The sequence below is a fragment of the Microbacterium meiriae genome (assembly GCF_025143875.1).
Taxonomy (GTDB): domain Bacteria; phylum Actinomycetota; class Actinomycetes; order Actinomycetales; family Microbacteriaceae; genus Microbacterium; species Microbacterium meiriae.
The window spans coordinates 61,914-74,925 of record NZ_JAMBDU010000004.1 but is presented as its reverse complement, the minus strand read 5'-3'; the positions used below and the strand labels follow the sequence as shown (position 1 = coordinate 74,925).

The 13,012-nt window shown below is 72.2% G+C and carries 11 protein-coding genes; 7 read left to right on the top strand and 4 right to left on the bottom strand.

Annotated elements, in window-relative coordinates:
* From M4D53_RS03770 to M4D53_RS03760, 3 genes are read left to right on the top strand one after another with little or no spacing between them, the layout of a single operon-like run.
* Positions 1-1,644, top strand: a complete 1,644-nt coding sequence (locus M4D53_RS03770) for an amidohydrolase (RefSeq protein WP_259952046.1) — start codon at positions 1-3, stop codon at positions 1,642-1,644.
* Between the two features lie 25 nt (positions 1,645-1,669).
* Positions 1,670-2,026, top strand: a complete 357-nt coding sequence (locus M4D53_RS03765; protein WP_025103854.1) for a YidH family protein — start codon at positions 1,670-1,672, stop codon at positions 2,024-2,026.
* Between the two features lie 13 nt (positions 2,027-2,039).
* Positions 2,040-2,426, top strand: a complete 387-nt coding sequence (locus tag M4D53_RS03760) for a DUF202 domain-containing protein (RefSeq protein ID WP_259952045.1) — start codon at positions 2,040-2,042, stop codon at positions 2,424-2,426.
* A 66-nt stretch (positions 2,427-2,492) separates the two neighbouring features.
* On the opposite strand, the gene M4D53_RS03755 is transcribed toward M4D53_RS03760, so the two are convergent.
* From M4D53_RS03755 to M4D53_RS03740, 4 genes are all read right to left on the bottom strand, one after another.
* Positions 2,493-3,959: a GMC family oxidoreductase gene (locus M4D53_RS03755; RefSeq protein ID WP_522711861.1), complete on the bottom strand. Its 1,467-nt coding sequence runs from the start codon at positions 3,957-3,959 to the stop codon at positions 2,493-2,495.
* 26 nt (positions 3,960-3,985) lie between these two features.
* Complete coding sequence (locus tag M4D53_RS03750) at positions 3,986-5,464, bottom strand: aldehyde dehydrogenase family protein (protein WP_259952043.1); 1,479 nt, start codon at positions 5,462-5,464, stop codon at positions 3,986-3,988.
* A 48-nt stretch (positions 5,465-5,512) separates the two neighbouring features.
* A complete protein-coding gene (locus tag M4D53_RS03745) occupies positions 5,513-7,114 on the bottom strand; it encodes an HNH endonuclease signature motif containing protein (RefSeq protein WP_259952042.1) in 1,602 nt (533 codons plus the stop codon).
* Positions 7,115-7,341: 227 nt separating this feature from the next.
* Positions 7,342-7,779 carry an Lrp/AsnC family transcriptional regulator gene (locus M4D53_RS03740; RefSeq protein WP_259952041.1) on the bottom strand — a complete coding sequence of 146 codons (438 nt, stop codon included), beginning with the start codon at positions 7,777-7,779 and terminating at the stop codon, positions 7,342-7,344.
* Between the two features lie 149 nt (positions 7,780-7,928).
* Here M4D53_RS03740 and M4D53_RS03735 point away from each other — a divergent pair, with 149 nt between their 5' ends.
* The 4 genes from M4D53_RS03735 to M4D53_RS03720 all read left to right on the top strand — a co-directional run bounded on the left by M4D53_RS03735 (position 7,929) and on the right by M4D53_RS03720 (position 12,936).
* Positions 7,929-9,041, top strand: a complete 1,113-nt coding sequence (locus M4D53_RS03735) for a thiamine pyrophosphate-dependent enzyme (protein WP_259952040.1) — start codon at positions 7,929-7,931, stop codon at positions 9,039-9,041.
* Entirely contained in the window at positions 9,038-10,066 is a 1,029-nt protein-coding gene (locus tag M4D53_RS03730) for an alpha-ketoacid dehydrogenase subunit beta (RefSeq protein WP_259952038.1), read from the top strand. The genes M4D53_RS03735 and M4D53_RS03730 overlap by 4 nt, the downstream gene beginning before the upstream one ends.
* The gene (locus M4D53_RS03725; RefSeq protein WP_259952035.1) at positions 10,063-11,481 is read left to right on the top strand and encodes a dihydrolipoamide acetyltransferase family protein; all 1,419 of its coding nucleotides are present in this window, start codon (positions 10,063-10,065) and stop codon (positions 11,479-11,481) included. The genes M4D53_RS03730 and M4D53_RS03725 overlap by 4 nt, the downstream gene beginning before the upstream one ends.
* Before the next feature lie 135 nt (positions 11,482-11,616).
* Positions 11,617-12,936, top strand: a complete 1,320-nt coding sequence (locus tag M4D53_RS03720) for an MFS transporter (RefSeq protein ID WP_259952031.1) — start codon at positions 11,617-11,619, stop codon at positions 12,934-12,936.
* Positions 12,937-13,012: the final 76 nt, after the last annotated feature.

Below are 13,012 nucleotides of genomic sequence, written 5' to 3'. Positions count from 1 at the left end.
ATGACCGACGTCGCCGACCTCATCGTCACCGGTTCCGTGATCCGCACGTCGGACCGCGCCCGTCCGCGCGCCGAGGCCTTCGCCGTACGAGACGGACGGATCCTCGCCGTCGGCGACCGCGCCGACGTGGAGGCGTTCCGGGGCCGCCGCACGCAGGTGGTCGAGGTCGGCGACGCGGCCGTCTATCCCGGGTTCGTCGACGTGCACAACCACCACGCCCTCGCCGGACGGACCGAGCTCTTCGAACTGTCGCTGGCCCCTTCCCTCACGCTCGACGAGATCCTGGACCGGGTGCGGGAGAAGGCGCAGACCCTGCCCGAGGACGCCTGGATCGTCGGCGGCGCCGTGGCCACGACCCTGCTTCCCACCCTCGCCAACACCGCCACGCGGTTGCGTCTCGACGAGGCAGCGGGCGGACGGCCGGTGGCGCTCATGGAGGACTCCCGCCACAACCGGTGGGCCAGCACCCGGGCGCTGGAGCTGGCCGGCATCACGGCGGACAGCATCCCGACCTCCGGGGTGACGCTGCTCGACCCCGACGACGGCACCCCCACCGGCGTACTCCTGGAAGCCGCCGGCATCCCGGTGCAGGAGGCGTACGACCGCAGCGGCGGACTCACCGCGGAGCAGCACGCGGCCGCCTCCCGTCGCGGGATCGAGCTGCTGAACTCGTTCGGGATCACGGCGTTCCAGGACGCGGGGGTCTCCGTCGACATCCTCGCCGCGCTCGCCGGACTCGACCGCGCCGACGAGCTGCACGCCTGGGTGGTCTCCTCGCTCCTCATCAACGACGAGATCTTCGGGTTCGACCCCATCGGCGCTCCCCTGCTCGACCGCGGCGAGGAGTTCCGCACGCCGCACCACCGTCCCGACTTCGTGAAGATCTTCCTCGACGGCGTCCCGCCCGCCCGCACCGCCTCGTTCCTCGACCCGTATCCGGCGGATCCGGTGCACGGGGCGCACTTCCACGGCGAGACGACCATGACCCTCGACGAGCTCACCGACTGGCTCCGGGCCGTCGCGGCGCGCGGTCTCGGGGCCAAGGTGCACTGCACCGGCGACGGGTCGGCACGCCTCGTCCTGGACGCCGCCGAGCGCCTGCGCGCGGACGGATTCACGACGCCGGTGCAGATCGCGCATGGGCAGTTCCTCGCGGAGAGCGACATCCCCCGACTCGCGGCGCTGGACGTCTCCGCCGACATCTCCCCGTTCATCTGGTACCCGGGCGTCATCCCCCAGGCGCTGGCGGACGTGCTGGGAGAGCGTGCCGAGCACTCGCAGCCCAACCGCGCACTCCTCGACGCCGGGGCCCTCGTGGCCGGCGGCTCGGACTGGCCGGTGAGCGAGTCGCCGAACACGCTCGAGGGCCTGCAGGGGCTCGTGACACGCGCCGATCCGCTCGGTCGGGCCGCGGGCACGCTCTGGCCGGAGCAGGCGATCTCGGTCGAGGAGGCGCTGGAGGTCTTCACGATCAACGCCGCGACGGCGATGGGGCTCGGCGCCGAGACCGGGTCCCTGACCCCCGGCAAGTCGGCCGACTTCGTGATCCTGGAACGGGATGCGATCGGCGGACCGGCGGAGGAGATCGTGCACACCGAGGTCGTCTCGACGTGGTTCGCCGGGCGCCCGGTGCACGAGCGCTGAGCGCGCCGCGCCGTACGATGGGCGCATGCGCCGCTTCCCCGCCTCCGTCTATCGGGTCGGGGACGAGCCCGACCCCCGGTTCTCCCTCGCCAACGAACGCACGTTCCTGGCCTGGACCCGGACCGGCCTGGCGCTGATCGCGGGCGGCGTCGCGCTCGAGGTCCTCGGCCTCGACCTGCACCCCGGGTTCCGGCTGGCGGCCTCGCTGCTGCTGATGATCGCCGGCACGGCCGTGGCGCCGCTCGCGTGGTTCGAGTGGATGCGTGCGGAGCGCGCCCTCCGGCAGGGACGACCGCTGCCCGGCGCGCTGTCGGCGGTGGTGCTCGCGGTGGTCGTGGTGACGACGGGGCTGCTCGTCCTCGCCGGGGTGCTGTGGCGCTGAGCGAGGCCTGCCGATGACCGCCCCCGATACTCCGGTGCCCGACACCCCGGCGCCCGATCTGTACGACCCCGGGTTGCAGCCGGAGCGGACGGAGCTGGCCTGGCGGCGCACGGCCCTCGCGATCGCGGTCGGCTCGCTGCTGTCGCTGCGGGTCTTTCCTCTCGTGCTGCCGAGCGGCGCCGAGGGGTGGGGCCTCGTGCCGGGCGTGCTGGGCGTGGGCACGGCGGCACTGCTCTGGATCGCCGCGCGCCGTCGGCAGCGTCGGACGACCGCGGTGCTCACCGCGCGGGCGCGCGGCCCGCTGCCGGGCGGCGGTCTCCCGCTCGCGCTGACGGTGTTCGCGACCGGATTCGGGATCGTCGCCCTCGCGCTCGTGGCCGTGACGCTGCTCACGCGCTGACGCGCAGGAGCGCGAGGCGATCGCGACAGATGCCGTGATCGCCCCGCGTCCCCTCGCCGCCCTCCCTCAGTCCGCGAGGATGAATCGCGCGCCGCGTTCGCCGATCATGGCCGCGGGCGCGTTGGTGTTGCCGGTGGGCACGGTCGGCATGACCGAGGCGTCGATCACCCGGAGCCCCTCGATCCCGCGCACCCGGAGCTGCGGGTCGACCACGGACTCCGGGTCGGAGCCCATGCGGCAGGTGCCGACCTGGTGGTGATAGGTGATGGCCGTGCGGCGCACCCACTCCTCCACGTCGTCGTCCGCTACGTCCAGGCCGGGGTAGACCTCGACCGCTCCCCACTCCTCGGCGAGCGCAGGCTGCGTGCCGATGCGGCGGCACTGGCGCACGGAGGCCGCGAGGGCGTCGGCGTCGCGCTGATCCTCCAGCGCCGCCAGGTCGATGTGCGGCAGGTCGTCGACGCCGGGGCCGGTGAGGCGCAGCTCGCCACGGCTGTACGGCGTCACCAGGCCCGCCATGAGCGTGAACCCGTCGGTGCCGCGCGGCTCCAGCTCGCCCCACATGGGCACGGAGAAGTGGATGGGCTGCGTGTCCGGCTGTGCGAGGCCGTCCCGGCTCCGCCAGAACAGGTGGCTCTGCGTGACGGACACTCCCGGCTGCGGCGGGCCGACGGGCTTCTTCTCGGTCGCGAAGATCACGGGTGACAGGAGGTGGTCGTGCAGATTCTTGCCGACGGCGGGGGCATCGAGCACGACGGGGATGCCGAGGGCACTCAGCTCGGCAGCGGGACCGATGCCCGAGCGGAGCAGGATGACGGGCGTGCCGAGTGCTCCCGCGGAGAGGATGACCTCGTCCGCGAACACCTCCTCGGTGTCATCGCCCTCCCCGAGCCGGATGCCGACCGCGCGCCCGTCGCGCACGATCACGGAATGGACGGCGCGACCGGTGAGGATCGTCATCCGGTCGGCGGCGGGCTGCGCGTAAGCGGTCCACGTGTTGACGCGGCGGCCGTCCCTGATCGTGACCTGCTCCTGCGACACCCCGTCGAGCGTGCCGCCGTTGTAGTTCCGGTTGCGCGGCAGCCCCTCCTCCACCGCGGCATCGATGATCGAGGCCTGGATGGGCGAGAGCGCGTAGTCGTCGGTCACGGGCAGCAGGTCGTTCTCGATCGCGTCGTAGATCGGCTCGACCTCGGCCCACCCCCATCCGGTCGCCCCTGCCGCCTCCCACGCGTCGTAGTCGGAGGCCGCGCCGCGCACCCAGATCATGGCGTTCAGCGCGTGCGAACCGCCGGTGACCTTCCCGCGAGGCAGATGCAGACGACGACCGGCCGCGTGCGGCTGCGGCACGGTGAAGAAGTCCCAGTCCTCAGCGGAGTGCCAGAGCTCGCCCGCCCGCGAGGGGTCGTGGATGGCCGGGTTCGTGTCGTAACCACCCGCCTCGACGAGCGTCACCGCGACACCGGCGTCGGTGAGACGCCGCGCGACGATGGCGCCCGACGTACCGGCTCCGACGACGATCGCGGAGCGCACCGCGCCGCTGTTCGTCGCGGCCACGCTCAGGCCTTCCGGCCGGGTCCGGAGACGACCTGGGTGACCGCGACGGACTTGAGCCCCTCGACGCCGAACTCGAGCCCGTAACCCGAGCTCTTCACGCCGCCGAAAGGCACCATCGGGTGCAGCCCGCCGTGCGAGTTGATCCACACCGTGCCGGACTGCATACGCGCGGCGACGGCGCGGGCCTCCTCCGGGTCGCTCGCCCACACCGAGGCTCCGAGGCCCACATCGAGGGCGTTCGCCAGCGCGAAGGCCTCGTCGACGTCGCTGTACCGGATGACGGGGAGGGCGGGGCCGAACTGCTCCTCCTGGACGAGCGCCGCATCGTTGTCGATGTCGGCGACGATGGTCGGCCGGTAGAACAGCTCGCCGAGGTCGGATGCCGGCTCGCCGCCCGCGACGATCCGGGCGCCGCGGCTCTTCGCGTCGTCGACGAGGCGGCTGACGATGTCGAACTGCGGGCGGTTCTGCAGCGGTCCGAGCACGTTGCCCTCGTCGAGGCCGTTGCCCATCGGCACCTGCTCGGCAATCGCGGCGAGAGCGTCCACGACCTCGTCGTACACGGAGTCGTGCACGTAGAGGCGCTTCATGGCGGCGCAGGTCTGTCCGGTGTTGATGAACGCACCCCAGAAGAGGTCTTCCGCGATGGCCGACGGATCCGTGCCGGGGAGCACGATGCCCGCGTCGTTGCCGCCCAGCTCCAGCGTGAGGCGGGCGAGGTTGCCCGCGGAGCTCTCGATGATGCGGCGCCCGGTCGCGGTGGAGCCGGTGAACATGATCTTGGCGATGTCGGGGTGCGAGGCGAGGCGGGCACCCACCTCACGGTCTCCGGAGACCCCGATGAGGACGTCGGCGGGCAGCACGTCGTTCATGACGGCGAGCATCGCCAGGACGCTCAGCGGCGTGTACTCGCTGGGCTTCGCGACGACCGTGTTGCCCATGCGCAGCGACGGGCCGATCTGCCAGATCGTGATCATAAGCGGCCAGTTCCACGGCCCGATGGCCCCGACCACGCCGGCGGCCTTGTAGACGAGCTCGGCGTGCAGCGTCTCGTCGTCGACGAGCACCTGCGGCTCGAGGACGGTGGTGGCGTTGGTGCGCAGCCAGGCCGAGCAGGCGCCGAGCTCGAACCGCGCGTTGGGGCCGTTCAGCGGCTTCCCCTGCTCCCGCGACAGAAGGTAGGCGAGCCCTTCGGCGTTCGCGTCGATGGCGTCGGCCGCGGCCAGGAGGAGTGCGCTCCGCCTCTCGTGTCCCAGCGCCTCCCACGCGGGCTGCGCGGCCTTCGCGCGGGCGATGGCATCGTCGAGGTCCGCGACCGTGGCCACGGGCGCGCGTCCGATGACCTCCCGCGTCGCGGCATCGGGGATCTCGCGACCCTCGCCGCGCGGGGGCTGGATACGGTCGAGCAGCGCCGCGGCGGCGGACGCCGCAGCATCGGTGGATCCGGAGTCGACGGCTACGGGAACGGCGGAATCGGACATCGGTGTCTCTCCTTCGAGCGGGTCACGGCGCGGACGCCGGTCTTCTTCTCATTCTCGGTCGGCCCTTCCCGCCGCACTTGTCGCGGAGCGCGCCGGAGATGTCCCCGCGCGAAGGATGCGTCCGCGGACCGGTCCCGCGTGAGCGAATCGGGCCCCCGTCCGGTCCGGGGAGCCGGGAAGAGCCGGGCGCGGCGTGCGCCATCGTCGTCTCGGATCCCACCAGGCCGGCCCTCGCACCTGCGGCACTCCCCCTCGCATGCGGATCTGCCAGCCCGAGGTGTCCAACGTGCGGTGATGGTGCCAGCACAGCGCGACGCCGTTGTCGGTGTGAGTCGGACCCCCGCGAGCGTGCTCCGTGACGTGGTGGATCTCGCACCAGGCGGCCGGGACGTGACAGCCGGGGATCAGACACTCGCCGTCCCGCACGCCGATCGCCCGGCGCTGCGCGGGGGTGAAGATCCGGTCGCTCGACCCGAGCCCGACGATCCTTCCTCCGGCACCGAGCACCACGCGCTGGACTGTCCCTCCGCACGCCGTGTGCGCGGCCACCCGCGTCGACACCGGCGTCTCGACGCCCTCGACCCGCGCCCAGCCGTGCCCCGTGGCATAGTCCTCGGCGGCGACCGTGACCACGAGTGTCGGGGCGGCACCGCCCAGCCGCGGCATGTCGTCGTGCCGGGCCGCGATCCCCAGGGCCGCCGCGAGCGCGTCGTGCTGCTTCTGTGCCCGCGTGCGCCCGTCGACCATCCCGCCGGGATCGCCGGCCGGGAGCACATCGTCATCCGGGGAGACCGGTGCCTGTTGCTCCCCAGCAGCGTCGTCACGCACTTCCGACGGCACGAAGTGGACGCCGGGAAGCGGCGGACCGTCGACCTTCGGGTTCAGATACGCGTCCCAGATCCGTTGCAGCTGCCCCGCGACCTCGGGCAGCAGCGCGCCCCTGACCGGGATCACGCCGTCCTTGGCGCGGCCCAGCACGACGCCCCGGGCCCGCAGCGCGATGTCTTCCGCAGGCTCCGCGCCGTCCGGATCGAGGTACTGCACGATCATCTGCGCCCGCACCCTCAGGTCCTCGGGCGTCGGTGCCGGCCCGGTCTCGTTCTCGTCATCATCACTGTTCTCGGCGCCCTCGCAACTCTCCTCGCCCCGCGCGACCTCCGCCAGATACGCGTCGGCCTCCCAGCGGTCGGCGAGGCGCACGCGAGGGCCGGCCTGCTCGATCGGCCCGGTCGCGGCCAGCAACCCGGTCACCCCGATCGCCCCGTCGAGGAGGGCCTCGCGCAGCGCCGGCCACCGCGCCGGCAGCCACTCCCCGGAGGAGAGGTCGACCTCGCGCCGCACCAACCGCGCGCTCTTCACGAGGCGCGCGGCGGACGCGCCGTCGGTGCGGAGCACACGCTGTAGCAGCTCGTTCATCGAGCGGCAGCCGAACCGTCCGCAGAACGCCGGTTCCCCGGACCCCGCCGGACGCGGATCGGCGCTCGCCACCGCGTCCACGATCACAGCCTCCACGCGTCGCTGGATCTCGCCCGCGACCCGCAACAGGTCCATCATCTCCCGCGCGTCGAGAGCGCCCACCGTGCCGGATCGCAGCACGGCGTCGAGAGCGACGAGCGTGTCGTCGAGAATCGCTGCCGGGGTGCTTTCCATACGACGATTCAACAGAGGGCCACCGACATTGCGAGGCCCGATAATCCCCGTTCAGCGCAATATTCCGATACGCGCGAGGGACTCTTCCTGCATCCACAGAGACCCGCGATCGACATTCCCCAGCACCGCAGCATCCACACCGCCCGCCGCCGCCGAAACCCCCGCACCTCACCGGCGCCCGCCGCACCCCAGCGAGAAGCCCGTACCCTCGGCCGCGGGAGAGAACGTCACGCCCGGTCGGAGTCCTCGAAGATCAGGATCGTCCGCGTCGAGCGGATCGACGGGATCGCCTGGATGTCCTCCAGCACGATGCGGCGCAGGTCGCGGGCGTCGTTCGCGCGCACGAGCAGCAGCACGTCGAAGTCGCCGCCGACGAGCGCCATGTGCTCGATCTCCGGGATCGCCCGGAGCCGCGCGCTCACCTCCTGCCAGGTGGCCTGCTCGATCGCGAGCGTGACATAGGCACTCGCGTGATGCCCCAGCAGCACGGGGTCGGTGCGCACCGTGTACCCGGTGATCACCCCGGCGTCGGTGAGGCGCTTGATCCGCGCATGCGCCCCCGCCCGCGAGATGTGCACCGCCTCGGCGATTGCGGTCATGGACGCCCGCGCATCCTGCCGCAGCTCCGCGAGGATCGCGCGATCCGTCTCGTCCAGCGCCGCCATGACACCCCTCTCCCGTCCGGGAATCTTGACACTTCGGACGCCATTCTGACATGTGGAGCGCAATCGTCCACGATCACCCGACGGATCTTGGATGAGTGTCGCATGCGCGGCATGCTGTCCTCATCGAGTTCGGCAAGGAAGGCGGACGGATGCACCCCCACGACATGCTCCCGCGCGACACCGCGGTACGACTGATCGCCGAGGACGGGACCACCCTCCCCGACGAGACCTACGCGCTCCCCGCCGCCGACGCCCTGCTGGCGGCCTACCGCGGCCTCGTCGAAGGCCGTCGTATCAACGATCAGGCCGGCGCGCTCGTGCGCCAGGGCCGCCTCGCGGTCTACCCGTCGTCGCACGGCCAGGAGGCCTGCCAGGTGGCGGCGGCGATGGTGCTCGGCGACACCGACTGGCTCTTCCCCACCTACCGCGACTCGGTCGCCGTGATCGCCCGCGGCGTCGCGCCTGCGGAGGCGATGGTGCTCCTCAAGGGCGACTGGCACTCGGGCTACGACGTCCGCGCGCACCGCGTCGCCCCGCAGGCGACCCCGCTCGCGACCCAGCTCCTGCACGCGGTCGGCTTCGCGCAGGCGGCGAAGCACCGCGGCGAGGACACCGTGGTGCTCGCGCTCTGCGGCGACGGCGCGACGAGCGAGGGCGACTTCCACGAGGCGATGAACTTCGCCGCCGTCTTCCACGTCCCGGTCGTGTTCTTCGTGCAGAACAACGAGTTCGCGATCTCGGTCCCTCTCTCCCGGCAGACCGCCGCCCCCTCCCTCGCCCACAAGGCGGTCGGCTACGGCATGCCGGGGCAGCGCGTCGACGGCAACGACGTGGCCGCGGTCCTCGCGGTGCTCACGGAGGCCGTCGACCGCGCCCGCGCCGGCGGCGGCCCCTCCCTCATCGAGGCCCACACGTACCGCATGCAGGCGCACACCAACGCCGACGACGACACCCGCTACCGCGAACGCGAGGAGGTGCAGGCCTGGCTCGCCCGCGATCCGCTGGTCCGCCTGCGCGCGCACCTCACCGCGACGGGGACGCTGGACGACGAGGCCGAGACGCGCTTCGCCGCGGGCGCGGAGGAGATCGCCGCCGCCATGCGCACCGCCCTGAACACCGATGCGGAGCTCGACCCGGAAGACCTCTTCCGCTTCGTGACAGCGACCCGCTCGCCCCAGCGGGAGGAGCAGTGGCAGCTCCTCCGCGACGAGATCGCCCGCTCCCACCCCGCCGAGACGATGACGACCGGAGGCGCCCGATGACCATCGCCGAGCACGAGACGCCGGTCGCGACGACCGTCGGCACCACCACGACCATGACCATGGCCGCCGCCCTCAACCGCGCCCTCGCGGACGCCCTCGCCGCCGACCCCGACGTGGTCGTGTTCGGAGAGGACGTGGGAGCCCTGGGCGGCGTGTTCCGCATCACCGACGGGCTCACCGCCCGCTTCGGTGAGGACCGCTGCTTCGACACCCCGCTCGCGGAGTCCGGCATCATCGGCACCGCCGTCGGCATGGCGATGAACGGGATGCGCCCTGTGGTCGAGATGCAGTTCGACGCCTTCGCCCTCCCCGCGTTCGAGCAGATCGTCAGCCACGTCGCGAAGCTCGGCAACCGCACCCGCGGCGGGATGCGCATGCCGCTCGTGATCCGCATCCCCTTCGGCGGCGGCATCGGGGGCGTCGAGCACCACTGCGACTCGTCCGAGGCGTACTACGCGCACACGCCCGGCCTCACGGTCGTGAGCCCGTCCACCCCGCAGGACGCCTACTCGCTGCTCCGCGCGGCCATCGCCTCGCCGGACCCCGTGGTCTTCCTGGAACCGAAGAAGCTCTACTGGTCGAAGGGCGAGGTCGACACCGCGGTGACCGCGGAGATCGGCTCGGCGCGCATCGCCAGGGACGGCACCGACGTGACCCTCCTCGCGTACGGGGCCTCCGTGCCGCTCGCGCTGGAGGCGGCGGAGGTCGCCGCGGGCGAAGGACGCAGCGTGCAGGTGGTCGACGTGCGCTCCCTCTCCCCCTTCGACGACGAGACGGTCACCGCGGCGGTACGGTCCACGGGACGCGCGGTCGTGATCGCCGAGGCCCCGGGCTTCGTCAGCGTCGCCTCCGAGATCCAGGCCCGGGTGTTCGAGCGCTGCTTCGAGTACCTGGAGGCCCCCGTGCGGCGGGTGACCGGGTTCGACACCCCCTACGCGCCCCCCAAGTTCGAGCACTGGTACCTGCCCGACGTCGACCGCGTGCTCGACGCGATCGACTCGTTGCACTGGGAGGACGACGCATGAGCACGCCTGTGAAGACCGCCGCCCGCGTGTTCCGCCTGCCCGACCTCGGCGAGGGACTGACCGAGGCCGGCCTCGTGCAGTGGCTGGTGGCCGTCGGCGACACGATCACGACCGACCAGGCGATCGCCGAGGTCGAGACCGCGAAGAGCGTCGTCGAACTGCCCTCGCCGTTCGCCGGAGTCGTGACCGCCCTGCACGGCACCCCCGGCGACACCATCGACGTCGGGGCCCCGGTGCTGGAAGTCGCCGACCCCGGCAGCGAGGAGACCGCGTCCGCGCCGCAGCCCCCCGCCACGCAGCCCGAGCACGAGGCGTACCGGCAGGAGGAGCGTGCGGGGTCGGGCAACGTCCTCATCGGGTACGGCACCTCCGCGTCCGCCTCGACGGGTCGGCGACGGCGCCCCGCGCCGCCACGCCCCACGCCGGCGCCGGCCTCGACAGCGCCCGCACCCGCAGCACCCGCCTCGACCGCTCCGGAGTCAGCCGCACCGGTCGCCCGCGACGCCGCACGACCCGCTCCGGTCGCCGTGCGATCGCCGCTCGTGCGGCGCCTCGCCCGCGATCTGGGCCTCGACGTGCACGCGATCTCCCCCACCGGAGCGGACGGGGCGATCACCCGCGCCGACGTGCTGCGCGCCGCCGTGGACCACGCCGTGGACGGCGTCGCCGCGGCCCCGACGCCGACCTCCGCGACCACTCCCACCGGCGAGATCGACGGCCTCCCGGTCCGCAGCAGGGAGCGCCTCTCCCCGCTGCGTCGCACCGTGAGCGCCCGGCTCGCCCGCAGCCGCTCGGAGATCCCCGAGGCCACCGTATGGGTCGACGTCGACGCCACCGACCTCTGGAATCTCCGCGCTCAGATGGCTCCCGACGGCGGGAAGGCCCCGTCGATCACGGCGCTGCTCGCGCGGTTCGTGCTCCTCGCGCTCGAGGACTACCCCGTGCTCGCCTCGCGGCTCAGCGACGACGGCTCCGAGCTGATCTCGTTCGAGGGCGTGAACCTCGGCGTCGCCGCCGACACCGAACGCGGCCTCCTCGTCCCGGTCGTCCCGCACGCGCACCGGCTCACTGTCACCGACCTCGACGCCGCCCTGCGCGAGCTCGCGGCCACCGCGCGCGCCGGCACCCTGCCGCCCGAGCGGCTCCGCGGGTCCACCTTCACCCTCAACAACTACGGCGGGCTCGGGGTCGACGGCTCGGCGGCGATCATCAACCACCCCGACGTCGCGATCCTCGGCATCGGCCGGATCATCGAGCGCCCCTGGGTCGTGGACGGGGCGATCGTGCCGCGTCGCATCGTCCAGCTCTCCCTCGTGTTCGACCACCGGGTCTGCGACGGCGGGTACGCGGCGGGATTCCTCCGCCGCGTGGGGGAGCTCATCGAGCATCCGCTCCGCGCCTTCGGGAGGGTCTGAGGTCGATCCGGCCGTCGAACCCTCGTGGGCGGAGCGCCGATACGCTACGCTCGGCGATTACTGACCGATCATTCGGTAAGTCATCGCCGACGTACCCGCGTCGGTGCTCCCCCCTCGCAGAACAACGGAGTTCGCATGACCTCAGCCACCGCAGCCGCCTCGTCGACCGGAAGGATGCCCGCAGAGGAGCGGCGCGTCCTCGCCGGCACCCTCGTGGGGACGTCGATCGAATGGTACGACTTCTTCATCTACGCCCAGGCGGCGGGCCTCGTGCTCGCCCCGCTCTTCCTCGCTCCCATCGCGGAGTCGAGCCCCGGGCTCGCCCAGGTGCTCTCGTTCGCGACCATCGGCATCTCGTTCCTCTTCCGCCCGCTCGGTGCGATCGTCGCCGGGCACCTCGGCGACAAGCTCGGCCGGAAGAAGATGCTCGTCTTCACCCTCGTGATGATGGGACTGTCCACGTCCCTCATCGGCCTGCTGCCGACGTACGCCGCCATCGGCGTCGCCGCCCCGATCCTCCTGATCCTCCTGCGCATCCTGCAGGGCTTCTCGGCCGGCGGCGAATGGGGCGGCGCAGCCCTGATGGCCGTCGAGCACGCCCCGTCGGCGCGACGCGGCCTGTTCGGCGCGTTCCCGCAGATCGGCGTGCCGGTCGGCATGATCCTCGCCACCTTCACCCTGTGGGCGCTCACGAGTTCGATGTCTCCCGAGGCCTTCCTCGAGTGGGGCTGGCGTATCCCGTTCCTGCTCTCCATCATGCTCATCGCGGTCGGCTACGTCATCCGCCGCGCCGTCGACGAGAGCCCCGTGTTCGAAGACCTCCGCCGCCGCCGCAAGGAGGCCTCGGCCCCGCTCGGACAGCTCTTCCGCGCGCACACGAAGAAGGTCGTGCTCACGGCCGTCATCTTCATCGCGAACAACGCCGCGGGCTACCTGCTGATCGCCTTCTTCGCGACGTACGCGGTCACGGGCCTCGGCATGGAGCGCCCGCCGGTGCTGCTGGCGACGACGCTGGCCTCGTTCGGGTGGCTGATCTTCACCCTCTGGGGCGGGGCGCTCTCCGACCGTCTCGGCCGGATCCGCACGTTCCAGATCGGGTACGTCGCCCTCGCGGTGTGGGCCATCCCGATGTGGTTCCTCATCGACACCGCGAACATCGTCTGGTACTTCGTCGCCCTGTTTGTCATGACGTTCGCGCTCGGACTCTCGTACGGGCCGCAGGCGGCGCTGTACGCCGAGATGTTCCCCGCGAACGTGCGCTACTCGGGCGTCTCGATCGGCTACGCCCTCGGCGCCATCCTCGGCGGCGCATTCGCACCGATGATCGCGGAGGCGCTGCTGAACCAGTTCCACGCCGCGTGGACGATCGGCGTCTACATCGCGGTCGCGTCGCTCATCTCGCTCATCGGCGTCTCGCTGGTGAAGGAGACGAAGGGCGTGGATCTCAGCGTCTGACTCCCGGTCCGGGATCGCGGCCGGCCGTGCGCCTGTGCCATAATTACCTTACGATCGGTCAGTAATTCACGACCGG